Source organism: Sorangium sp. So ce1014 (genome assembly GCF_051521505.1).
Lineage (GTDB): Bacteria > Myxococcota_A > Polyangia > Polyangiales > Polyangiaceae > Sorangium.
On record NZ_CP150356.1, the window covers coordinates 4559238 to 4582661 of the forward strand.

At 68.5% G+C, this 23424-nt stretch carries 16 protein-coding genes; 2 read left to right on the top strand and 14 right to left on the bottom strand.

Translation table 11 applies throughout. The annotated features are described in order from the left end of the window. Nucleotides 1–170 precede the first annotated feature (170 nt). From WME75_RS17310 to WME75_RS17350, 9 genes are all read right to left on the bottom strand, one after another. Nucleotides 171–3380, bottom strand: a complete 3210-nt coding sequence (locus WME75_RS17310) for a glycosyl hydrolase 115 family protein (RefSeq protein ID WP_437492157.1) — start codon at nucleotides 3378–3380, stop codon at nucleotides 171–173. 582 nt (nucleotides 3381–3962) lie between these two features. After that, nucleotides 3963–4895 carry a non-reducing end alpha-L-arabinofuranosidase family hydrolase gene (locus WME75_RS17315; RefSeq protein ID WP_437492159.1) on the bottom strand — a complete coding sequence of 311 codons (933 nt, stop codon included), beginning with the start codon at nucleotides 4893–4895 and terminating at the stop codon, nucleotides 3963–3965. A 451-nt stretch (nucleotides 4896–5346) separates the two neighbouring features. Then, nucleotides 5347–6342: a galactofuranose ABC transporter, permease protein YjfF gene (gene yjfF, locus WME75_RS17320; RefSeq protein ID WP_437492161.1), complete on the bottom strand. Its 996-nt coding sequence runs from the start codon at nucleotides 6340–6342 to the stop codon at nucleotides 5347–5349. Next, nucleotides 6339–7340: an ABC transporter permease gene (locus WME75_RS17325; protein WP_437494857.1), complete on the bottom strand. Its 1002-nt coding sequence runs from the start codon at nucleotides 7338–7340 to the stop codon at nucleotides 6339–6341. The genes yjfF and WME75_RS17325 overlap by 4 nt, the downstream gene beginning before the upstream one ends. 53 nt (nucleotides 7341–7393) lie before the next feature. Further along, nucleotides 7394–8917 carry a sugar ABC transporter ATP-binding protein gene (locus WME75_RS17330; protein ID WP_437492163.1) on the bottom strand — a complete coding sequence of 508 codons (1524 nt, stop codon included), beginning with the start codon at nucleotides 8915–8917 and terminating at the stop codon, nucleotides 7394–7396. 146 nt (nucleotides 8918–9063) lie between these two features. Beyond that, nucleotides 9064–10005 (bottom strand): ABC transporter substrate-binding protein, encoded by a 942-nt coding sequence (locus tag WME75_RS17335; RefSeq protein WP_437494858.1) that lies wholly within the window; start codon nucleotides 10003–10005, stop codon nucleotides 9064–9066. A 113-nt stretch (nucleotides 10006–10118) separates the two neighbouring features. Beyond that, nucleotides 10119–10817 (bottom strand): L-ribulose-5-phosphate 4-epimerase, encoded by a 699-nt coding sequence (locus WME75_RS17340; protein WP_437492165.1) that lies wholly within the window; start codon nucleotides 10815–10817, stop codon nucleotides 10119–10121. Nucleotides 10818–10827: 10 nt separating this feature from the next. Beyond that, the gene (gene araA, locus WME75_RS17345) at nucleotides 10828–12333 is read right to left on the bottom strand and encodes an L-arabinose isomerase (RefSeq protein ID WP_437492166.1); all 1506 of its coding nucleotides are present in this window, start codon (nucleotides 12331–12333) and stop codon (nucleotides 10828–10830) included. 11 nt (nucleotides 12334–12344) lie between these two features. Then, a complete protein-coding gene (locus WME75_RS17350; protein WP_437492168.1) occupies nucleotides 12345–14051 on the bottom strand; it encodes a ribulokinase in 1707 nt (568 codons plus the stop codon). Nucleotides 14052–14175: 124 nt separating this feature from the next. Here WME75_RS17350 and WME75_RS17355 point away from each other — a divergent pair, with 124 nt between their 5' ends. Next, the gene (locus WME75_RS17355) at nucleotides 14176–15234 is read left to right on the top strand and encodes a LacI family DNA-binding transcriptional regulator (RefSeq protein WP_437492170.1); all 1059 of its coding nucleotides are present in this window, start codon (nucleotides 14176–14178) and stop codon (nucleotides 15232–15234) included. Nucleotides 15235–15266: 32 nt separating this feature from the next. On the opposite strand, the gene WME75_RS17360 is transcribed toward WME75_RS17355, so the two are convergent. The 5 genes from WME75_RS17360 to WME75_RS17380 form a co-directional block, all read right to left on the bottom strand. Then, the gene (locus tag WME75_RS17360) at nucleotides 15267–15833 is read right to left on the bottom strand and encodes a hypothetical protein (RefSeq protein WP_437492172.1); all 567 of its coding nucleotides are present in this window, start codon (nucleotides 15831–15833) and stop codon (nucleotides 15267–15269) included. Then, nucleotides 15830–17251 carry a M64 family metallopeptidase gene (locus WME75_RS17365; protein WP_437492174.1) on the bottom strand — a complete coding sequence of 474 codons (1422 nt, stop codon included), beginning with the start codon at nucleotides 17249–17251 and terminating at the stop codon, nucleotides 15830–15832. Before WME75_RS17365 ends, WME75_RS17360 begins: the two co-directional genes overlap by 4 nt. A gap of 96 nt (nucleotides 17252–17347) precedes the next feature. After that, nucleotides 17348–18778 carry a DUF1552 domain-containing protein gene (locus WME75_RS17370; protein ID WP_437492176.1) on the bottom strand — a complete coding sequence of 477 codons (1431 nt, stop codon included), beginning with the start codon at nucleotides 18776–18778 and terminating at the stop codon, nucleotides 17348–17350. 2 nt (nucleotides 18779–18780) lie between these two features. After that, on the bottom strand, nucleotides 18781–20259 hold the full coding sequence (locus tag WME75_RS17375) for a DUF1592 domain-containing protein (RefSeq protein ID WP_437492178.1): 1479 nt from the start codon (nucleotides 20257–20259) through the stop codon (nucleotides 18781–18783). Between the two features lie 316 nt (nucleotides 20260–20575). After that, nucleotides 20576–20818: a hypothetical protein gene (locus WME75_RS17380; RefSeq protein ID WP_437492179.1), complete on the bottom strand. Its 243-nt coding sequence runs from the start codon at nucleotides 20816–20818 to the stop codon at nucleotides 20576–20578. Nucleotides 20819–21614: 796 nt separating this feature from the next. Here WME75_RS17380 and WME75_RS17385 point away from each other — a divergent pair. Continuing rightward, nucleotides 21615–23336 carry a glycoside hydrolase family 5 protein gene (locus WME75_RS17385; RefSeq protein ID WP_437492181.1) on the top strand — a complete coding sequence of 574 codons (1722 nt, stop codon included), beginning with the start codon at nucleotides 21615–21617 and terminating at the stop codon, nucleotides 23334–23336. Nucleotides 23337–23424: the final 88 nt, after the last annotated feature.

Consider the following 23424-nt stretch of genomic DNA (forward strand, 5'->3'; position numbering starts at 1 on the left):
CGTCGCGGAGTGTCTCAGTGTGGCAAAACGCCGTCGACCCGACCCAGGTTGGGTCGCCCCCCGTCGACCCGACCCAGGTTGGGTCGCCCCAGGTTGGGGCGTCGGTGGTGGCCCAGGCCGGGATCGCCCGCCCACGAGGGGATCCCGGGCCTTTGCGCGCTCGCGCCTCGCTACGGCTTCGCGCGGTAGCTCTCCGGCGGCCCGAGGTAGCTCGGCTTGAGCCCACCCGTGTCCACCACGAGCTTCTGCACCACCACGGTCGGGTCGACCATCCAGAACTTCAGCACGTGCTCGCCAGGCTGAGCGATGGTGTGCGTGGTCGACGTGAGATTCACGTTGTCCGACGTGTTCCTCTCCCACGACTTGTTCATCGGGATGCCGTTGAGCGCGGTGGTGACGTTGACGACCTGCGGCTGCCCGTCGTCGATGGACACGGCGTACTTCAGCCCGTCGGAGTGCAGCACGTTGTTCCTCGGCGACAGGTAGGCCCAGACCGTCACCTTCCCGGACGTGAAGGTGTTGATCTTGTACTCGAGGTGCGGGCTCTCTCCGCCGGGCGTCTGCCTGGCCGCGGTGACCGGGAAGGGCGTCATACCCCCGGCCGTCCGGCCGATGTCCGGGATGAGCTGCCACGAGATCGGGTCCGCGCCCACGGCACGCGTGAAGTGCTCGGCCTCGATCGAGACGTACCCGTTGCTCTCCACGAACCCCTCGAGCGCGTCGCGGTTCACGTCCGGGTTCTTGACGATGGCCTGGACGACCACCGAGCTGCCGTTCGGCCCCGTCACCGTGATCGGCACCTCCGTGGTCCCCTTGGGCGCAGCCTCCCAGTCGACGGTCACGGTGGCGCGCACTTCCTTCTCGATCGCGCCGTTGTTCGGCCAGACCTTCACCCAGGGCACGGACGGCTCGATCTTGTAATCGAACGGCGCCTGACCGCGGTTGAAGACCTCGATGTACTGGGCCGGCTGGGTCTGGAACGGGGTGAGCTCGGGCAGCACCGCGGCCGTGCCCTGCGCGGGCCAGACCCGGTCCGACCCGTCGATGGCCACGCCCATGTCGGCCCCGCTCGGCAGGCTGATCTGCCGGAGCTCCGGCCAGATGAAGTCCTCGATGGCGACGTTGTTCCTCTCCGGCTGCTGCCAGCCCGAGTCCGGATAGTTCCCGCCGTAGCCGATCTTGGGCTGCGTCTGGAAGCCCTTCCACTTCCCGCCGGCCAGCGTGTTGTTGTAGTAGCTCGACATCGCCTTGTCGTCGGCGAGCCGGGCCTCGGCGGTCGTGGCCATGTCCTTCGTGGCGGCGCGCTTCTGGGCGGCGTAGAGGATGTTCTTGAACCCGGCCAGGCGGAGCTCGTACAGGTTGGCGCTGGCCTTCACCTGGTAGAGCACGAGCTGGTAGTAGGCGTCGCGGTACGCCTCCGGCAGCGCCTCGTTGAGCCGCTCCGCCTCGGCTGCGAGCGCCTGCCACTCCGCGACGACCCGCTCCGCCTCGCCGTAATGGATCAGGCTGAAGGGGCTGCCGTCGGCGTAGACCACGGCGCTGCTGGGGTTCGTGGCGATGCTGGCGTTCGCGTTGAGGGTGATGACCCGGTTGAGCAGCTCCGGCTTCCGGCGCGACTGGAGCCTTGAGTACATCGTCAGCACCTCGGCGATCTCGGCCGCGTGCTCCGGCCCGAACTGCTGCGCCGCCCATTGCCGCTCCCATACCGGGATGCGCTCGGCCGGCCACCGATCGGGGTTCCACGCGTAGTCCAGGAAGAACTCGAGCGGGTGCTCCTCGTTCTTCATGTCGCCCACGTTCACCACCCACAGCCGATCGACGCCGTAGCGATAGGACAGGTGGAGCTGCTCCCAGACGCTGGGGAGGAGGGTCGTGTCGACCCACTTGTAGTTCCGGCCGCCGCCCACGTAGTCGAAGTGGTAGTAGAGCCCGTAGCCGCCCGACCGCTCCGGCGCCGACAGATCGGGCAGCTCGCGCATGTTGCCCCAGTTGTCGTCGCACCAGTTGATGATCACGTCGTCCGGCGCCCGCATGCCGTCGTCCCAGAAGGCCTGGACCTCCTTGTAGAGCGTCCAGACCTGCGGGATGGTGGTGACGTCCTTGCCCGTGACCTTGCCCAGGATCTCCCGCTGCGCCGCCACGATCCGCTGCATCAGATCGATGTTGCCGCCGTTGTCGATGGGCAGGTCGCCGTTGCCGCGCATCCCGACGGTCACCACGCTCTCGTAGTCCTTCATCCGCGTGATGCTGTCGGCCCAGTACTTCTTCAGCGCCTCCGTGTTCCTGTCGAAGTTCCACTGCCCGTTGCCGCCGTACCGGCCTCCGGATTGCCCGAAGCGATCCCACTCGTCCTGCGCCCGCATCATCGGCGCCTCGTGCGAGGTCCCCATCACGATGCCGTACTCGGCGGCCAGCGCCTGGCTCTCGGGGTCGTCGTCGAAGAGCGACCTGCCCCACACGGCCGGCCACAGGTAATTGGCCTTGAGGCGGAGCATGACCTCGTAGACGTGGGCGTAGAGCTCGTGGTTGAAGCCGTTCGGGCGGCTCGAGTTGGGCGCGGGGCCGAAGGTGTTGCGCGCCCAGGTGCCCAGCGCCGGGTTCTCGTCGTTGATGAAGAAGCCGCGGTATTTCACCTTCGGCTCCCCCTGCGAGTAGCGCCCGGGCAGGATGTACAGCTCGCCGTGCTTGTGCGCCGGGACGTCGTCCCAGTAGTGCCAGGGCGACACGCCGATGTTCCTGGAGACGTCGTACGCGCCGAAGATCGTCCCGCGCTGGTCGCTGCCGGCGATCACGAACGCGCGGCGAACGCCCGGCGCCGGGTTGTCCACCACCTGCAGGAGGGACGTCTCCCACCGGCCTGCGATGTCGGTGACATCGAGCTTGTTCTCGCTCACAAGCTGGTCCACGAGCGGGCTCTTGCCCAGGGTCCCGATGATCACCACGTCGTCCGCCGCCGGGATCTCGTCGAGCGAGATCTCGGGCTCGACCTGGGTGACCCGGCCGATGTCGGTCTTGAGGTCGCTCACGACCCGGACAACGCCCGCGTAGTCGCTCGAGCTCACGACGAGCGGCGCGGCCTTGCCGGCGGCGACCATGGGGAAGCGCTCGGGCCCGGGCTCGAACGCGACGTACTTCTCCGGATCCTCGGGGTGCGGCGGGTCCGGATTTCCCGTCGGTTCACCCGCGCCACCTCCCGTCGGTTCGCCTGCGCCACCACCTCCCGTCGGCGCGCCTGCGCCATCACCTCCCGTCGGCGCGCCTGCACCTCCTCCCGCCTGCGCGCCCGGATCGCCGGGCTTCGGCGACGCGCCGTCCGATCCCGAACAAGCGCCCCCCAGCACCGACAAGGAGAGGGGCAGCACCCCGCAGAGGATCCCCATCCGCACCATGGGCCTCCACGTGGTCCACAGCGCGCCGAGCGCTCGCTTGCCTGGGCCGGCGCACGGACGACCGGCGCGCCGCGCGCGGGCGGTCTCCTGGCTGGATCGCGTCAATTCGTTGGCTCTGCAATCTTCTTCCGTGATTGTCATGTGCGGCCTTCCCGGCTGTTCACTCGCATGGACGCCCCCAGCGCACGCGCGAGGTGCGCTTTCGCGATCAGAGACACAAAGAGACGCGAGCACGCAGCTCCTTGTGACCACGAGGCTGCAGCGGAGGACGGAGCCTGCCTGCTCGCCCTGCCAGATCACCCAGGTTGTCGATTGTCGCCCGTTGCCCGCGCAGGGCGGCGCGCTGGAGTCCCCAGGCTCGCGGCTCTCAGATCGGCTCAGGTATTCCCGGAGCGTGCCGGTCTGATCACGCCTGGCGCAGCGAGGGCGGCGCGCCCTTCGTCCCGTCGCCGAGGGGACTTCCGGTGGCGCGCGCGATCTTGTCAGCCGCGCGGCCGTTCACGCTCGAGACGGCAGGCCCACGGATGCCAGCGCAGGGCTCGTCCGAGCGGCTCGGATCGTCACGGCTTCACATCACCTCGCATCCGTGAGCAGTCCGAGGCTGTACTCGTGCAAATTGTACTCGGCCCCGGCCCTGGTCCGGCCCTGAAAGAGATACTGCATGTTGCAGGTGTCGATCGTCATGGTCTCGTCGGGGTTATCGCGGAGCATCTCACCGTGGCTGATCCCGTCGTTCGACCAGCCGGCGCCCGTGACGTTGCTCTTCCCCGCGAAGGGGTTTGCCTGCGTGTCCGCCAGCGGCGTCCAGGCCCCGTCGAGCCTGTCCGCGGTCCAGGAGCGGAAATACCGACCGTCGCCGATGCTCTCGTGGATCAGAAGATACTTGTCCGAGCCCTTGATCTTGTAGACGTTGGCGGCCTCGAACAGGTCGAACCTCTCGTCGCTCATGACGATGACCGGCGTGCCGAAGCCAGCCGGGAAGCTGGCCTTGCTGGTCTGGCTTCGATAGAGGTGCCCGTTGTCATCGGAGAAGAACAGGTGGCAATTCGCGTCGTCGCAGATCACCCAGAAGTCGATCCACGTCCCTGAACCCTTGTTCTGGGTGACGATCGCGGGCTCGTTCGCGATGAAGGTCCGAGGCGCTGACCAGGATCGGACGTCGCTCGGATCCTTGGTGGTCGAGTAGGTGGGCGGCTGGCTCTGATAGACGAGGTACCACAGGTCCTGCGGCGCGAAGTAGAAGAGCTGCGGGGCGCACTTGTACCCGGTCAGGTTGGGGTTCGTGCTCAGGAGCGTCTTCGGCGCCGCCCCGGCCTTGTCCCAGTCGGTGAAGCTCAGATACGTCATGTTGTAGCTGTTGGAATAGTGCGTCGCGTACACGTGCCACTTGCCGTCATGGAACAGGACGGTCGGGTCCTTGATGGACACAGAGCCGCTCGGCGGGGTGATCAGCGCGGGTGACGACTCCCATTTGAAGCTCGTGGGCACGCCGCAGCCAGGGCTCATGCTGCCGCCCGTGGACGAGGCATCGCCGCCCGCCGCGCCGCCGGCGCCGCCACCGCCGGCGTTCGGAGAACCGCCCTCGTTTTGCGCCCCGCCCCCGCTCGTGGAGCCGCCCCCGCTCGTGGAGCCGCTTCCGCTCGTGGAGCCGCCTCCACTACCGGTACCGGTTCCGGTTCCAGCTCCAGATCCACCCTGACCCGCGGAGCTCCCCGCGGTCGCCCCGGACGAGGCGCTCGACGCCTCCGAGGTGGGCTCTGTGTCGGACGAGGCGCAACCCACGATGATCAATCCAACGAAGGTGACAAATCCTGCTGCCCATGAACGCATGGTGACCTCCAAGCTGCTTGTCGTGAAACTATGAATTCCCGCGCGACTCCAGAACGATCATCGCACGAGCACGAAGGCCTGTTGGCGCAACACGCGCTTGAACGGCGCTCCCTTCATCCCGCTCGTGTCATGCCGGCCGGGCGCGTCGCTCGAAGAGCCGCTGGAGCAGGCAGGAGACGAGGAGGAGCAGACCGATGACGATCTTGGTCCACCAGGAGCTGAGCGTGCCCTCGAACATGATGAGGGTCTGGATGGTGCCGTGGATGAGCACGCCGAACAGGGTCCCGACGACCGTGCCGAAGCCGCCGGTCAGCAGGGTGCCGCCGATGACGACGGCGGCGATGGCATCCAGCTCCATGCCGCCGGCGTGCAGCGCGTAGCCGGACACCATGTAAAACGTGAAGGCGACGCCCGCCAGCGCCGAGCAGAACCCGCTCAAGGTGTAGATAAGCACCTTGGTCCTCGGCACCGGGAGGCCCATGAGCAGGGCGGACTGCTCGCTCCCGCCGATCGCGTAGACCGTGCGGCCGAAGCGCGTGTAGTGCGCGAGGTAGACGGCCGCGGCGAACAGCACAAGGGCGATGACCACGTTCCAGGTGATCGACGTGTCGAACAGGAAAGGAATGCGGCGCGACGAGACGTCGACGTAGAAGCCGTGGCTGATGGTGATGGATTCGATGCTGATGAGGTAACAGAGCCCGCGAGCCAGGAACATGCCCGCCAGCGTGACGATGAAGGCCTGGACCTCGAAGTACTGGATGATCAACCCCATCACGAGGCCGAAGCCCGCGCCCATGGCCAGGACGAGCGGGATGACCACGGCCGGGCTGACGCCGTGGTGCTCGACGAGCGACGCCGAGACCATCGTGGTCAGCGCGATGACCGAGCCGACCGAGAGATCGATCCCGCCGGAGAGGATGACGAAGGTCATCCCGATGGCGGCGATCGCCAGGAACGCGTTGTCGATGAAGAAGTTGAGGAACACCTGCAGCGAGAAGAACCCCTCGAACAGGCACGACCCGGCCCCGAACAGGAGCGCGAAGAGGCCGATGGTGACGGCGAGCGGCAGGTGCCTCGGGGGGATCCGGACGGACGGCCTGGCCGCAGCTGCGGTGTTGCTCATGGAACGGCCACTCTCCCTGCGCGCTGCTTTCCGATGAGATCCCTGACCTTCTGCGATTGCAGGATGCTGACCAGGAAGACGACGAGGGCCTTCACCACCAGGTTGACCTCGGGCGGGACGCCGACGGAGTAGATCGTGGTGGTGAGCGTCTGGAGGATGAGGGCGCCGATGACGCTCCCCGCCAGCGTGAACCTGCCCCCGGAGAGCGACGTCCCGCCCAGGACCACGGCCAGGATGGCGTCGAGCTCGAAGAGCAGGCCCGCGTTGTTGCCGTCGGCGCTCTTGACGTTCGAGCTCACGATGAGCCCGGCGATGCCGGCGCACAGGCCGCACACCGCATAGCAGGCGAAGGTGATCGAGCGCGCGCGGATCCCGGCCAGCCGCGAGGCGATCGGGTTCACGCCGATCGCCTCGACGAACATGCCGAGCGCGGTCTTGCGGGTCAGCAGCCAGAGGGCGGCGCCCACGCCCGCCACGATGAACAGCGAGACAGGGATGCCCAGCAGGAAGCCGTTCCCGATGACATGGTAAGGACTGTAATAGATCGTGAGGATCTGGCCGTTCGTGATGAGCTGGGCGACGCCCCGGCCCATGACGAGCAGGATCAGGGTCGCGATGATCGGCTGCAGGCCGAGCAGCGACACGAGCGCTCCGTTCCACATGCCGAAGACCAGCGCCACGCCGAGCGCGCCGCCGATGACGATCGGCAGCGGGAACTGCGTCACGTCCTCCATGCCGGTCCCGCCGCGCAGGGCCAGCTCGCCGCCGATCAGCGCCGCCGCGACCGCGCCCGAGATGGCGACGACCGCGCCCACCGAGATGTCGATTCCGTGGGTGGCGATCACCAGGGTGAGACCCATGGCGATGATCATGAGCGGCGCCGCGCGGTTCAGGATGTCGATGACGCTGCCGTACAGGTGGCCGTCCTTGACCGTGATCGCGAAGAGCTGCGGGTTGATGACGAGGTTGAAGAGGAGCAGGAGGCCGAGCATCGCCATCGGCCAGAAGGCGCTCCTCCGGGTGAGCCGGCGCAGGGAGGCGGCCGCCGCGCTCACGCCGGGCCTCCCGCGATGATCTGGTACACCGCCTGCTCGTTTGTCTCGCCGGTGGCCAGGTCGGCCACCTTGCGCCTGTCGCGCAGGACGACGACCCGGTCCGAGTAGCGCAGCGCCTCGGCCATCTCGGACGAGACGAACACCACCGCCATGCCCCGGTCGCAGAGATCCATGACCTGGCCCATGATCTCGCCCTTGGCCGCCACGTCGATGCCGCGGGTCGGCTCGTCGAGGATCAGCATGCGCGGGTCGGTCGCCAGCCAGCGGGCCAGGAGCGCCTTCTGCTGGTTGCCGCCGCTCAGCTTGGAGATGGGCACCTCCGCGTCGGCCGCCACGATGCCGAGCCGCTGGATGTACGTGCGTGCGATCTCGTCCTGTCGTGCGCGGGACAGGTTGCGGAAGATGCCGCGCTTGGCCTGGAGGGCGACGATGATGTTCTCGCGCAGCGAGAGGTCGCCGAGGATGCCCTCGAGCTTCCGGTCCTCGGGGCAGAACCCGAGCCCGCGCGCGATCGCGTCGAGCGGCGAGCCGATGCGCGCCGCTGCGCCGTCGATCTCGATGGTGCCCTGGTCCGCCCTGTCGATCCCGAACAGGAGCCGCACCGTCTCGGACTTTCCGGCGCCCAGGAGACCGGCGATGCCGAGCTCTTCCCCGGGCCACACCTCGAGGTCGATGTCCCTGACCGAGCCCTTCTTGCCGAGGCCGCGTGCCCGCAGGAAGGGCGCCGCCCCGCCCGCCGGCATCGCCGCCCGGGCGCGCTCGGCCCGGGTCGGGCCCTCGTCCGCGACGTCGCGCCCGACCATCTGCGTGACGAGCTCCATGCGCGAGAGCTCCGCGGCCAGGTGCTCGCCGACCCGCTGGCCGTTCCTCAGCACCGTGATCCGGTCGGAGATCTCGAACACCTGGTCGAGGAAGTGCGTGATGAACAGGACCGCCATCCCTTGCCCCGTGAGGCGCCGGATGACCGAGAACAGCGTCTTCACCTCGTCCTCGGCCAGGCTCGATGTCGGCTCGTCGAGGATGAGGATCTTGGCCCTGGCGCTGAGCGCGCGCGCGATCGCGACGATCTGCTGGACGGCCAGGGAGAAGGTCGAGAGCGGCGCGGCGACGTCGATGTGGACGTTGAGGTCCGACAGCAGGGCGGCGGCCTTCCGGCGCATCTCCCCCCACCGGATGGCGAAGGGGCGCTCGCCTTCACGCCCGAGGTAGATGTTCTCGGCGACCGACAGGTTGGTGCACAGGTTCACCTCCTGGAACACGGCGCTGATGCCCGCCCGCTGCGCGTCCTGCGGGCTCGACGGCCTGATCTCCCGGCCATCGAGGAGGATCTGCCCGGCGTCCGGGGGGTGGACGCCGGTGATGACCTTGACGAGGGTCGACTTGCCGGCGCCGTTCTGCCCCATGAGCGTGTGCACCTCCCCCGGCAGCAGGCGGAAGTCGACGGACAGGAGCGCCTGCACGCCGGGGAAACTCTTCGAGATCCGCTTCATCTCGAGCACGGGCACGACGTCGCTCCCCATCACTCCCATCCTCCCGGCGCGGAGATCGCCGCCGCGCGCGCCCGGACAGCGCTGTCAACCGAACCGAGGCCAAGGCGGGAAGAAGCTCCCCCCGTCCCCGACCTTTCCGTGAAATCTCGATGGGCAGATGAGCGCGTCCCCGGCGCTCAGTACTTGCGCTTCGGGAGCTCCTGGGCGGCGGTCTCCATCGGGAAGACGCCCTCCTCGGTCACGATGCGCTTGGGCAGCGTCTTGCCTGCCACCACGTCGTTGACCGCGCTCATGAGCTGCGGCCCGAGCAGGGGGCTGCACTCGACGGTCACGTTGAGCTTGCCGGCCATCATCGCCTCGAACGCGCCCTTCACCGCGTCGATGGAGATGACGAGGATGTCCTTGCCCGGGCGGAGGCCGGCCTCCTCGATCGCCTGGATCGCGCCGATCGCCATGTCGTCGTTGTGGGCGTAGAGGACGTGGATGTTCTTGCCCTCCGCCTTGAGGAACGCCTCCATGACCTCCTTGCCCTTGGCGCGCGTGAAGTCACCCGTCTGCGAGCGGATGATCTTGAGCTCGGGCCTGTCCTTGATGATCTCCTCGAACCCCTTCTTGCGGTCGATCGCGGGGGCCGAGCCGACGGTGCCCTGCAGCTCGACGATGTTGACGGGGTCCTTCTGACCCTTCGTCTTCTCGTCCAGCCACTTCGCCGCGCGGCGGCCTTCCTCGACGAAGTCCGAGCCGATGAAGGTGACCCAGAGGCTGTCGTCCTTCACGTCCACGGCGCGATCGGTCAGGATGACCGGGATCTTGGCCGCCTTGGCCTCGCGCAGGACGGGCTCCCAGCCGGTCTCGACCACGGGCGAGAAGGCGATGACGTCGACCTTCTGGGCGATGAACGACCGGATGGCCTTGATCTGGTTCTCCTGCTTCTGCTGCGCGTCGGAGAGCTTGAGGTCGAACCCGGCCGTCTTGGCGGCCTCCTCGATCGATTTTGTGTTGGCGGTCCGCCACTCGCTCTCCGCGCCGATCTGGGAGAACCCGAGCGTGATCTGCTTCTTTTCCTTCTGACATCCCAGCCCGGCCAGGATCAGCGCCAGCCCGGCCAGCGCCACCATCGTCGTGGTGACAAAATTGCTCCTCTTCAAGGCGCAGCTCCTTTCATCGTGTCCATCGCCCCGTCCCGCGGGGCATCTTGGTCGTCCTCGCCGTCGTCCCGCGACGTCCGGCGTCACTTCTGGCCGTAGTACGCGCCCTTCCCGTGTTTCCGGTCGAAGTGCTTGCGCACGAGCGCGTCGGGCAGGCGCGCGGCGCCTGGGTGGATCGCGCGGGTGATGAACGCCATCCTCGCGATCTCCTCGAGCACCACCGCATTGTACACGGCCTTGTCGGCGTCCTCTCCCCACGCGAAGGGGCCGTGGCCCGCCACGAGCACCATCGGTGTGTGGGCCGGGCTACGCTCTCTGAAGCACTCGAGGATCTGCTTCCCGGTCTCCGTCTCGTAGTCGCCCTGCACGGCGTCCGCGCGCATCATCTCGGTGCACGGCACGTCCTCGGCCAGGTGATCCGCGTGCGTCGTCCCGTAGATCGGGATCGGCGTGCTCGTCTGCGCCCAGCTCGTCGCGTAGGTCGAGTGCGTGTGCACGACGCCGCCCACCCCGCGGAAGCTCTTGTACAACAGGACGTGCGTCCGGGTATCCGAGGAAGGGCGGAGCTTGCCCTCCACCACGTTCCCCTCCAGGTCGACCACCACCATGTCGTCGGCCGATAGCCGATCGTACGCGACGCCGCTCGGCTTGATGGCCAGGACACCCCGGTCGCGATCGAACGCCGAGACGTTGCCGAAGGTGTAGATGGCGAGCCCCCGGCGCGGGATCTCCAGGTTCGCCTCCCAGGCGCGCTCGCGCAGCTCTCGATAGGTCGTGCTCACATCCCGTCCCTCAGTGCGATATCCGGTAGGCGAGGTCGTTCCAGCGGAGCTCGTTCTTGAGCGCGCGGATCTCGGTCCCTTCGCCGATGCAAACCACCTCCACGCCGGCGATGGCGGCGAAGTCCTCCACGTGCGCCATCGTCAGGGCGCGGCTGTGCGCGCAGTGATGGGCGCCTCCGGCCAGGATCCACGCCTCGCACGCGAGCTTGAAATCCGGCCTGGGGATCCACACCGCGCGCGCCACCGGCAGCTTCGGCATCGCCCTGTCGGGCGCCACCGCCTCGAGCTCGTTGGCGACGATCCGCATGCGGCCGCGCATGTCGATCATGGCAACGTTCACCGCGGGCCCGGTCCCGGCGTCGAAGACGAGCCGGCAAGGGTCCGCCTTGCTGCCGATGGAGAGCGGGTGGATCTCCAGCGACGGCTTCCCCGCGGCGATCGAGGGGCAGATCTCGAGCATGTGGGCGCCGAGGACGCGCTCCTTCCCCTGGACGAGGTGATAGGTGTAGTCCTCCATGAAGGAGACGCCCCCGCGCAGGCCGGCCGACATGACCTTCAGGGCGCGGACCAGGCCGCAGGACTTCCAGTCGCCCTCCGCGCCGAAGCCGTAGCCCTCGGCCATGAGGCGCTGCACCGCGAGGCCGGGGAGCTGCTTGAGCCCGTGCAGGTCCTCGAAGGTCGTGGTGAAGCCGCCGAAGCCGCCCTCCTCGAGGAAGGAGCGCATCGCCGCCTCCTGCCTCGCCGCGTACCGCAGCTCGCCGCGGCGATCTCCGCCCTTCCTCAGGGCGGGGGCGACGGAGTACGCCTCGTCGTACTCCGCCACGAGGCGATCGACCTCGCGCTCGTCGACGTCGGCGATCCGCCCCACGAGATCGCCCATGCCGTAGCCGTTCACCGACCAGCCGAGCTTGACCTGCGCCTCGACGCGATCGCCCCCGGTGACGGCCACCTCTCTCATGTTCATGCCGCCGAAGCGGGCGATCTTGAGCCGCCGCGCGTCCAGGATGGCGCAGGCGGCGCGCGCCCAGACGTCGAGCTTGGCGAGGACGTCGTCGTCCATCCAGTGGCCGACGACGACCTTCCGGTCGATGCGCAGGCGAGCGCCGATGTACCCGAACTCACGGTCCCCGTGGGCCGACTGGTTCAGGTTCATGAAATCCATGTCGATGCTGTCCCAGGGGAGCTCGCGGTTATACTGCGTGTGCAGGTGCGCGAGCGGCTTCTCCAGGCGCAGGAGCCCCGCGATCCACATCTTCGCGGGCGAGAACGTGTGCATCCACGTGATCACGCCGGCGCACCGCGGCGTCGCGTTGGCCTCGCGGCAGACGGCGAGGATCGCCTCGGGGCTCTTGAGCGTCGGCTTCCAGACGACCTTGACGGGGAGCTTGCCGGAGGCGTCGAGATGCGCGGCGATCTCCCGCGCGTGCTCGGCGACCTGCTTCAGCGTCTCCTCGCCGTAGAGGTCTTGACTGCCGGTCAAGAACCACACCTCGAAGTCTTCCCGAAGTTCTTTCATCGCGACCCTGCTCATTGCGTCAGCTTCCTCTCCACAAACGATCCGAGCGCGACATAGTCCCGGTAGAGCGCGTCATAGCGCCTGGCGCGCTCAGGGTCCGGCCGATACCGGGCCTCGGTCCCGGGCGACATCGCGCGCTGTGCGTCCTCGACCGAGGCGTGCAGGCCGGCGGCCGTGGCGGCGAACATCGCCGCGCCCAGGGCCACCGGCTGCTCGCCGGCGCGGACCTCGACGGTCATGTCGAGCACGTCCGCCAGCACCTGCATGGTGAACGGGCTCTTCCGCGCGACCCCGCCGACGCCGATGACGCCGTCGATGCGGAGCCCCTCGGACCGGAAGCGCTCGACGATGGAGCGCGAACCGAACGCGATCCCCTCGGCGAGCGCGCGGTAGATCCGCGGAGCGTCGGTGGCGAGGTCGAGGCGGACGAGGGCGCCCTTGAGCCGCTGGTCCGCGTCCGGGGTCCTCCGGCCGTTCAGCCAGTCGAGCGCCATCACCGAGCTCTGATCCGGCGGGATCTCCGCGGCCGCCCGCTCCAGCTCGGGGATGATCCGGTCGATGACCTCTTCGGCGATCGCCGCGCGCGGCGCCGCCTCGGCCAGCGCCTCCCCGGGCGAGCCACCGGCGCCGGGGAGGGCAGGGGGGATGGCGAGCAGCGGCCAGCTGAGGAGCCGCTTGAACCAGGCAAAGACGTCACCGAAGGCGGACTGCCCCGCTTCGTAGCCGATCGCGCCGGGGAGGATCGAGCCGTCGACCTGGCCGCAGATCCCGGCGACGAGGACCTCCGGCGCGCCCGTCTTCGGGACGACGAGCATATCGCACGTGCTCGTGCCCATGACCTTGAGCAGGTGGTGCGGCTGGATGTCGCCGCCGACCGCGCCCATGTGCGCGTCGAACGCGCCGACGGCGACGACGACGTCACCCGGGATACCGAGCATTGCGGCCCACCCGGGCGAGATCATCCCGAAGGGCGCGTCCGCGGTCCAGGTCTGCGCGCCGAGCGTGGCCCTGAGCGCGGGCAGGCGCGGATTCAGCTTCGCCAGGAACTCGTTCGACGGATAGCCGTCGAACTCCGCGTGCCACATCGCCTTGTGGCCGGCGGCGCAGCGGCTCCGCTTGATCCTCCCGAGATCGTCTGTGCCGGTCAGGACGGCGGGGATCCAGTCGCAGTGCTCCAGGACGGTGACCGCCGCGCGCGCGACCGCCGGATTTGTCTCGATGACGTGGAGCACCTTGGCCCAGAACCACTCGGCGGAGTACACGCCGCCCTCGAATTTCGTGTAGTCCACGCCGCCCCAGGTCCGGGCGACCTCGTTGATCCGCGCCGCCTCGGCCACGGCGGTGTGGTCCTTCCAGAGAAGGAACATCGCGTCCGGGTCCTCCTCGAAGCCGGGGCAGAGCGCGAGGGGCCGGCCCTTCGCGTCGGCCAGGACCGGCGTGGATCCGGTTGTATCGACCGCGATCCCGCGCACGCGCGCGGCGACGTCGCTGCCCGCCTGCTTCAGGGCCGAGCGGACGGACGCCTCCATGGCATGGAGGTAGTCGAGCGGATGCTGGCGGAACCGGTGCGCGTGCGGGTCGCAGTAGAGCCCTTGCGCCCAGCGCGGGTACGGCGCGACCGCAGCCCCCGCGAGCCCGCCGTCGCTCGCGTCCGCGACGACCGCGCGAACGGAGTCGGTGCCGAAATCGATCCCGATGACGAAGGTCCCGATGCGCATGACGACCCGCTGCAAGGTGAAGCCGAAGCCGGAGCCAAAAAAGGATGGCCCGGAACACAATGTGAACGTTCACATGATGGATGTCAATTCCAATCCGTCCGCCAACGGCTATTCTCCCGCCCCGATGACGGACAAGGTTGAGAGGCCGCTTCCGGAGCGCCGCGTCAAGAAGGGCGGGCGCCGGGCCGCGGTCATGGTGGATGTGGCCAAGCTCGCCGGCGTCTCCTATCAGACGGTGTCGCGGGTCCTGCACGACAGCCCCCACGTGCATCGCGACACGCGGGAGCGGGTGCTCGACGCGATCCGCCAGCTCGACTACCGGCCCAGCTCGGTCGCGCAGGCGCTCGTCACCGGGCGGTCGCGGACGCTGGGCGTGGTCAGCTTCGACACGGCGCTCTACGGTCCGGCGTCGACCCTGCTCGGGATCGAGGAGGCGGCGCACGACGCCGGCTACGGCATCAGCATCGCGAGCTTGAAGTCGCTCAGCCGCGCGCCGGTGGTGGAGGCCGTGCAGCGGCTGTGCGATCAGGGGGCCGACGGCATCGTCGTCATCGCCCCGCAGCGGTCGGCGGTGGACGCGCTCCGCCATCTCACGTCCGACGTCCCGGTGGTCGCCGTCGAGGGCGGGCCGGACGATTCGTTCCCGGTGGTCGCCGTCGACCAGCTCGGGGGCGCGGTGGCCGCGACGCGGCATCTCCTCGACCTGGGGCACAGGACGGTGTGGCACATCGCCGGCCCGCCCGACTGGCTCGAGGCCGACCAGCGCATCGACGGCTGGCGCTCGGCGCTGGTGGCGGCCGGCGCCGAGATCCCGCCTCCGCTGCGCGGCGACTGGAGCGCGCGCTCCGGCTACGCGCTCGCCCCGCAGCTCGTGCGCACGCCGGGCGTCACCGCCGTGTTCGTGGCGAACGACCAGATGGCGCTCGGCCTGCTGCGCTTCCTCCACGAGAGCGGGCGCGAGCCGCCGCAGGACATCAGCATCGTCGGCTTCGACGACATCCCGGAGGCGGCCTACTTCACGCCCCCGCTCACCACCGTCCGCCAGGACTTCTCCGAGGTGGGACGCCGGTGCCTCCACCTCCTGCTCGACCAGATCGAGAGCGGCCAGCGCTCCTCGTCGCGCGTCGTGGTCGAGACCGAGCTCGTCCTGCGCAAGAGCACCGCGGTCCTCAGGCACCCGTGAGCCCGCGGGGAGGGACCTAAGGCGTTCACGTTTCAACGCCCTTCGAGGCAGATCGTGCGCACGAAGCGCCTCACGGTCGAGGCGCGATGCTCGGCGTAGTAGCCCTCCGCCGCCGCTCTCGACGCCTCGCCGGGCGCCTCCAGGCAGTCCGCGATGATCTCGTAGCCGTCCTGGAGCGGGTCCGAGTCCCTGGGGTGCGTGCGACGAACCTCGTGCACGAGCTCACGCATGCGCGCGCCGTTCCGCGCGCTCATCGCGTCGTTCAGCAGCGCGATCAGGCCGTTCTCATGCTGGATCTCGAGGTGACGCGGCGTGATCGGGTGAGGGTGAGCGGGGCCGTCGTGTCGGTCGTCGGGGCTCGGCCCGATGACGGGCAGGTCAAGGGCCGCCGCGGCGAGCTCGGTGCTGCCGAGCACCGCGGGCGGTCCGGCCGACGCGCGGCGCGACGCTCCCTCGCGCGGCGCCTCTTCCCGCGACGCTCCCTGCCGAGATGAAGGCAGCCGTCGTCCATCGGGCTCTCGCGAGCGATGGACGACGTAGAGCGCCGCGCCGAGGACGATCAGCGCGGCAACGAACCAGCGCCCGCGCGCCGACCTCACGGGATGGTCACCGTCCACGTCACCGTCTCTTGCGAGCGGAGCCAGCTGTCGCGACCCCAGCAGGGATCGATGTGACGGGGGTTCGTCGAGGGCGGCGGGTCGAGGCACTCCCCGCTGCGGTAACGCACCCACTCTTCGCCGGCATTGTCGTAGGCCCTGGCGACGATGGTGTGCGTGCCCGGGGCGAGGCCTGCCGCGGCGACGTTGTAGACGGGGCCGCCGTCGGTCGCGATCACGTCGCCGTCGAGCGTCCAATCGACGCTGATGACCTCGGGGTCGATCACGTTGACCGCGAGCGTCGCCGGGGCCGTGACGTCGCCAGCGGGTGGATCGGTCGAGTCGATCGGCGTGACGCGCATCCAGATATCCATGATGATCTTCTCGCGCGAGACCGGGTTGAAGCTCGTGTCCTTGTTGTCTCCAAACAGGCTGTTCATCATCGAGTTCGAAGACGGGCGGTACTGTCCGCTGTCGACGTAGCGGCTGCCGACGAAGGTGCCCTGGAGGCCCGTGGCGTCGGCGGCGTCATGACCCAGCCACTTGTCCCATTTGCCCGCGGTCGTCGTGCAATCGCTCGTCGAGTTCACCTCGACGTACTCGGTGCCGCTGCCGCTGCACGTGTTCGCGCCGCAGCCCGAGCCCGTCGCCTTGGCGCAATACTCGTCGGCCAGCTGATGGAAGCCGTGGCCACCTTCATGCAGGGCCGCTCCGGCGGCGTCCGAATGCCCGCCGGACCAGAGCATCCACGAGGCGCCCGTGTTCCACCAGCGACTGTTGTTCAACACGATGGCGTGCCAGTCGACCTCGAGCTCGTCGGGGAGGTTCGCCTTGAGCGCGTCATCCGCAGCACGGGTATCGCAGTTTGCGAGGCGGCTCTCGTCGTCGCCCGAGCAACCGAGCGCTCCTGGGACGCCGTTCGAGGGGCTGACCAGCTTGATGGCGCAGATGTTGACGAACTTGCGATATCTGCCGTACGGCTCGCCGATCGGGCTGCTGAAGCGCAGGCCCATCGCCGCCTCGACGTGCTCGAGGTACGTTGTGTTCACGGTCGTGGCGTCGTAGCCGTCGCCCACGATGACGTAGTTGACGCGGTTCTCCGGTGGGCCCGCGCTCTCGATGGCCACGCCATTCGTGCCGCAATCGAGGACGTAAGCGGAGCCGCCTCCACCATCGCCGCCGGGAACGAAGGCTCCCCCGGCGCCCGTGCCGGCAGAGCCGCCCGGGGCCGCGCCGCCCGCGCCGCCCGCGCCGGGACTGCCGCTGCCTGCTGCACCGCCGCCGGTTGAGCCGCCCGCCGCGAGGTCGCCGCCCTCCGACGTACCGCCGCTGCCCGTCGTCGCCGTGTCGGTGCCGGGGGCCTCGCCGCAAGCGCAGAGCGCCACAAGACTCAAGACGCGCAGCATGCAGCTCGATTTCATCGCTCTCGCCTCACGATTTCTCGCCGGTGGCATCGACGCCCAGCGGGAGCTGGGGGCCCGCGCCGCAGGCGCGCGCGAGCCCCCTGCGGCCTCCGCTCACCCGAACAGCCCCTCGATCGCCGTGGTCCGCTGGTCGCTGTCCCCCATCACGAGATCCGGGACACCGAAGGCGGCCGCGCACGCCATCCACACGTCGTTGGTGGAGCGGAGGCCGCGATCGCTGTTGGTCCACACCTGCCCGCCGCGCAGCTTTGTGCCCTCGCCGCCGAACAGCAACCAAGGCATGTTGTCCCAGTTGTGCGTTCGCGTGCCGACCTCCGTGATGTAGGGGACCAGCGTGCTGTCAAGCAGCCTCCCGCCGGCCACGTCCTCCGTCTCCGCGAGCTCCTGCAGAAAGCCGGCGACGTGGCCGGCGTAGAACTCTTCTACCCGCGTGAGGAACTCGAGCGTGTCGCGCGTATCGGGATCGTGGCTCGTTGTGTGGTGCACCTTGAAGATGGAGGAATCGGGGGGCCACAGCTCGCCGAAGCTCACGTGGTTCGTGCCAGGGGCCCACTGGAACGTGACCACGCGCGTCAGGTCGCAGCGGAAAGCGGCCTTGATCACGGCGAAATGCAGGGCGCCGATGCGCGCGTGCTTCAGGTCGTCGCGCTCCGAGACGACGTGCGAGCTCTCGTAGGGATCGATGTGCCCGCTCACGTCGATGGTCTCTGGCTCCTGCGGGACGCCGCAGGACGCGGGATCCCTCGGGTCCGCGTCAAACTCCTTCTCCACCTCGCGGATGGCGGCGGCGTGCCCCTCCAGCGCCTCTCGCTGCGAGCTCGGCGCGAGGCTCTGAAGGCGCTTCAGGTCCTTCATCGCGAAGTCGAGCACGCTCTTCTTCTCCAGGCGCGCCCGCGCCAGGGCATCCAGGTTGTCGTCCGTCGGGCCGCCCGGCATCAGCGTGCCGAACACCCGCCGGTACGCCTCGAGCGGCTGGTAGTAGGGCTTCATCGGCGCGCGCGGACCCGAATAGGACATGTGGCGGGTCGACACCTCGGGCGTGTCGGCGCGGTTGTCGCAAGAGACCTGGAGCGATGCGATGGGGGGGCCCTGGAGCTCGAGCGACTGCTTCACGAGCAGCTGGTCGATGCTCGCCCCCTCGGCCATCGGGTCGTCGCCGCCGTTGCCCGGATACAGCTGCTTGGTCCGCTGCCCCGTGGCCATCAGCACCGTTCCGCGCTCGTGGCCGCCGCCGACGGACCCATCGAAGGGCAGCTTCAGGTCGCGCATCACGACCATGCGAGCCTTCATGGCCGCGAACGGGTCGAGGATGCGGGAGAGCGTGAAGTCGGTCCCTTCCCCTTGCGGCCAGAAGTTCTGATACACGGTGCCCACCGGGCGCTGCACGATCAGCAAGCGCTTCGGCGGCGTCGCGCCCTCCGCGGCCGACTCGAGGCCCTTGAGCACCGTGACGAGGCCCGCGGCGGCGCCGATGCCTTGCAGGAAGCGGCGGCGAGACCATGCATAGGAGAGGTTGTAACGCACAGTCAATCCCCCTTGGCGCGCTCGGTCAGCGCCGGCGATGTCACGATGGCTCTCACGACGTTGGTTAGTGTCCGCTGGCCCTCCGGCAGCGCCGCGATCACGCGCTCGACCTGACAGGCGCGGGGCGTGAGCGTCTCGTCGTCCGTGCCGTAGGTCATGAGGTGCCGCGTGATGCAGGTGGCGAACCCATCGGTCTCCGCGACGGCGTCGACGAACTCGACGGCGCTCGCGTAGATCCCCCCGATGTCGCCCCTGCCGGTCAGGTCGACGCGCGCGTCGATCGGCTCCCCATCGAGGGTGTCACGGTACCGGCCGACCGGATCGTACTGCTCGAGCAGCAGGCCGAACGCGTCGAACTGGTTGTGACACCCCGCGCAGGTGCCGTTCGCGGCGCGCGCGTCGGCGCGCTCGCGCTCGGTCAGGTCGGCATCGAGCAACTCCTGGATCGCGTCCGCGACCGACTCCGGCGGCGCGGCGATCTTCCCCATGCAGAGCAGCGCGCCGTGCACGAAGAGCCCTCGCGCGACGACGCTCGTGTTGTCGGTCCGGGACAGCGCCGCGAGCAGACCGGGCTGCGTGAGGATCCCGGCGCGCTCGTCGGCCGGCAGCGCGACCCTCGCGAACTCCTCCGGGGTCGCGCCCGTGTGCTCCACGCCGTAGACCTGCGCGAGCGGACCGTTCACGAACGTCTCCCTCGAGGTGAGCAGGGCCGACACGTCCGCTCCGCGGTTCCACAGGAGCTCCTCCAGGAGCAGCTCGGTCTCGTGGAACATGCTTGCCTGGAGAGCCGGGGTGTACTCGGGGAAGAGCCCTGGATCCTTCACCGTGCCGAACAGGTTGCTGAGCCCCCACGCCGCGATCAGCGTGGTGCTCAGGCTGCGGCGCGTCTCGGGCTTCTCGAGCAGGCGCTCGGTCTGGCGCATCAGCTCCGCCGGGTCGTTGAGGGCGCCGGAGTCGGCGGCGGCGGCGAGATCGGCGTCGGGCAGGCTGTCCGTCAAGAAGAACGAGAGCTCGCTCGCGGTCTCGTGCGCCGAGAGCTTCACCACATCGCCGTCCGCGCCGTCGCCGAGCTCGGTGCGGTAGGAGAAAGAGGGGGACGCGAGGATCGCCTCGACGGCGAGCGAGACGCCGCGTTCGTAGCTCGTCTCGTTCCCGAGGCGAACCACGGACCACAGGTTGTCGAGCTCCGTCGCGTCCATCGGCCGGCGGAACGCCCGCTGCGCGAACCGCGTCAGGAACGCCTTGGCGCAGGCGTCGTCTCCGTCAGGGGCGCAGCCGGTCACCTGCTCGAAGCGCCCCGCGAGGCTCTCGGCCGCATAGGCGGCCCTCGCGAGCCGCGAATGCACAAGGGAGGTCCCGGCCACGACGCCCTTCTTGACAAACGGCTTCGTCCGCGCGTCCGGCGCCTGGTCCAGCTCGATGGCCTCCTCTCCCAGGAGATCCCGGATGGCGTTCGAGAACTGCAGGTCGGCGAGCAGCACGATCCGTCGCTCCAGCCGCGGGTTGCACAGACCGTCTCCGCTCCCTGAGGGATTCGCGTCGCCGCCCGGGGGGAGCGCGCCGTCGCCGAGCTCGCCCACGCACCCTGCAACGAGGAGCGAAGCGCATGCGATCATTCCCCGCAGTCGAGAGGCGAGCTTGCTGCGAGTGAACGTTTCCACCTCCGGGCGCTCGCACGCGACGCTCGGATCAGGATCGCGCGTGGAAGATTTCAGGGCTTCGGCTGCGCGACATCGGTCCTCGAAGCGCCTCGGAGCTTTGCCGCGGGCGTGCTCCAAGGCGGCGCGAGCACCGCCTTCAGCGGCGGCCAATAACGAAGATCGATTCACACGATACCTCCCGGTGAGTCCGCCGTGCTGCGTGGATAGTCCCATGGCTATCTTGGCTGTGGCAAGCGAGCTGGGACCGCGCCGCGCGGCCGCCCCGGATCGGAGCCGCTGCGCCGCTGATCCAGGTGCCGCCGGGGACGGCGGCGCTCGCGACCTCGGTCACCGTGCCGGCGGTGAACGGATTGCTGTTCATGGTCAGACCGTCGACCATGGCAGCCTTCGCGGGCAACCGCCGTGATGTCGTTCGCCTTCTTGAGCTCGAGGCAGGCCAACGCATCGCGCAGCGGGATCAAGCCCGCCATCACGCCGTCTCTCATCGCGCTGAAGTCGAGGACGAAGGTCCCGGTGCGCATGACGCCCCGCTGCAAGGTGAAGCAGAGAAGGCGGAGCCTCGCGCCGACTGTGATCGCTCACATAGTCGAGGTCAACTCCGATCGGTCCGCATGGGGCCATTCTCCGGACCTGATGACCGACAAGGCGGACGACCGGTCCAGCTCGGTGCCTCCCACCGAGTGCGACCGCTGCCGCGAACGTTGCATTGACACACCGTTGCCCGGGATTTGACACGGGGCATCATGATGCCGTGGGGGCTTGACACAAGGCATCATGACATCGTGCTGGGGGGCCGAGAAATCCGTCGGCGATCCGAAAGTCAAGCTCCTCGTGATGGCGGCCGCATCGTTCAGCCCTGCTGCACGCGACGGTTGGTGAGATAGCTCGTGTAGGGATCCACTCTCGCGGGAAAGCGACACTCTATCAGTAATTATCCAACCATCCCGACATTGAGGGGCACGTCCCATCTTGACCCCTTGTTTTATGGCGGGTAGTGTACACGGCCGGTTGGCAACCGGTGGTGTGTTGCCTGTCTGCGAATTCTGCGCAGGGTCGACTATCGAGCGCGATCAAGCGTTGATCTTGAAGTGGCTAGCGGTCGAATCACGGGGGGCGTGAACGCTCGACTCCGTGTTCCGTGCGCTGAATTTGTGCTTAACGAAAAGAGCTAAGTTATGAGAATCCGAGGAAGCCATATCTTCTTGTGTTCCTTCTCCCTCGCCGGTCTGCTGGCCATCGGCTGCGGCGGTGACAGCGCGAGCGGGGGCAGTTCGGGATCGGGCGGCGCTGGCGCCGGCGCTGGCGCGGGCGCTGGCACCCCGACCGGCAGCGGCGCTGGCACCCCGACGGGCTCGGGCGCGGGCGCTGGCACCCCGACCGGCAGCGGCGCTGGCACCCCGACGGGCTCGGGCGCGGGCGCTGGCACCCCCACGGGCTCGGGCGCCGGTGGCGGCACCACCAACCCGAACGGGGACCCCACGCCGGCCACCGATGACTCGCCGGCCGGTAAATTCCGGGTCAACCCCGATAACGGCCGCCTGACGGCCGACGGCGCGGAGTTCCAGGTTCGCGGCGGCAACTGGTTCGGGCTCGAGGGGCAGGACGATCTCGATCGTCCCGGCGCCATGGAGCTCTTCATCGGGTCGATGTGGTGGGCGGAGAACTCTGCCCCGCGCACCATCGAGGACACGATGAAGGAGCTCAAGAGCTCCAATCTCAAGTTCAACACGATCCGGCTTCCCATCGCGCCGCAGACCCTGGTCGCCAGCCACCCGGACGGCAACTACAGCACCACCACGCCCCGGATCAGGAACAACGACGAGAGCGTCTACCCGTACGCCAACGCCCTCGAGGCGCTCGAGGACTTCCTCAAGCAGGCCTCCGCGAACAACCTGAACGTCATCGTGGGCATCCACTCCTGCTCGAACCACCTCGGGTGGCGCGCGGGCAGGCTCGACGACAACAAGCCGTACGTCGACAGCGAGCGCGAGAACTACGACTACAAGGCGGACGACTACAACTGCGTTGAGGGCGATGATGCCTACAACATGGACAAGTGGCTCGCGGACATCCGTACGATCGCGAAGCTGCCCGCGAAGCTCGGGATCAAGAACATCATCGGCGTCGATTGCTTCAACGAGCCGTGGAAGTACAGCTGGCGCGAGTGGGCGGATATGGCCAAGGCCTGCTACGACGTCATCAAGGAAGAGAATGACGACATGATCGCGGTGGTCCAGGGCGTCTCGGGCAGCCACCAGATCGCGGGCGGCAAGGGCCTGGAGCTGGAGCCGGAGCCCCACGGCGATGAGAACCTCAACCCGAACTGGGGTGAGAACTTCTACGGACAGACGGCCTACCCGATCCAGATCCCCAAGGATCGGCTCTGCTTCTCGCCCCACACCTACGGGCCTGCGGTGTTCGTTCAGAAGCAGCACGTCGATCAGTCGAAGGCCGGATGCGAAGGGCTCGAGGACGAGGCGGCCGCCGCGGCCGGGTGCGGGCTGATCGTGGAGCGGAGCAACGCGCAGGCTGTCGAGACCCTGGGCAAGCAGTGGGACGAGCACTTCGGGTTCCTGCACGACGAGAAGTTCTGCGTGATCACCGGCGAGTTCGGCGGCGTGAAGACCTGGCCGAAGAACGAGATGGATCCGGCGCTGGCCGAGCAGTGGGCGCACTTGCCTGCCGGCAAGCGCTACGACTGGGAGTGGCAGAACATGTACGTCGACTACCTGATCAAGAAGGGGATGACGGACTTCACCTACTGGTCCATCAACCCCGAGTCGGGTGATACGGGTGGCATCTACGAGCACGCGTACACCGATGCCGAGAAGTCGGGCTGGGGCACCTGGACGGGGCTCGACGCGGAGAAGGTCGAGATGCTGGCCCGTCTCAAGTAGACCGAGTCGCGGATCATGATGACCGCCCGCAGGCCTGGACCTGCGGGCGGTTCTTCTTTGTGGCCAGCGACAGCGACGGCGGGATGAC

Coding starts and splice junctions, on each gene's coding strand:
- WME75_RS17385 (WP_437492181.1), top strand. CDS start 21,615: ATGAGAATCCGAGGAAGCCATATCTTCTTGTGTTCCTTCTCCCTCGCC.
- WME75_RS17355 (WP_437492170.1), top strand. CDS start 14,176: ATGACGGACAAGGTTGAGAGGCCGCTTCCGGAGCGCCGCGTCAAGAAG.
- WME75_RS17325 (WP_437494857.1), bottom strand. CDS start 7,340: ATGGCGATGCTCGGCCTCCTGCTCCTCTTCAACCTCGTCATCAACCCG.
- WME75_RS17310 (WP_437492157.1), bottom strand. CDS start 3,380: ATGGGGATCCTCTGCGGGGTGCTGCCCCTCTCCTTGTCGGTGCTGGGG.
- WME75_RS17315 (WP_437492159.1), bottom strand. CDS start 4,895: ATGAGCCCTGGCTGCGGCGTGCCCACGAGCTTCAAATGGGAGTCGTCA.
- WME75_RS17350 (WP_437492168.1), bottom strand. CDS start 14,051: ATGCGCATCGGGACCTTCGTCATCGGGATCGATTTCGGCACCGACTCC.
- WME75_RS17335 (WP_437494858.1), bottom strand. CDS start 10,005: ATGGTGGCGCTGGCCGGGCTGGCGCTGATCCTGGCCGGGCTGGGATGT.
- WME75_RS17365 (WP_437492174.1), bottom strand. CDS start 17,251: ATGAAATCGAGCTGCATGCTGCGCGTCTTGAGTCTTGTGGCGCTCTGC.
- WME75_RS17330 (WP_437492163.1), bottom strand. CDS start 8,917: ATGGGGAGCGACGTCGTGCCCGTGCTCGAGATGAAGCGGATCTCGAAG.
- WME75_RS17380 (WP_437492179.1), bottom strand. CDS start 20,818: ATGGTCGACGGTCTGACCATGAACAGCAATCCGTTCACCGCCGGCACG.
- araA (WP_437492166.1), bottom strand. CDS start 12,333: ATGAAAGAACTTCGGGAAGACTTCGAGGTGTGGTTCTTGACCGGCAGT.
- yjfF (WP_437492161.1), bottom strand. CDS start 6,342: ATGAGCAACACCGCAGCTGCGGCCAGGCCGTCCGTCCGGATCCCCCCG.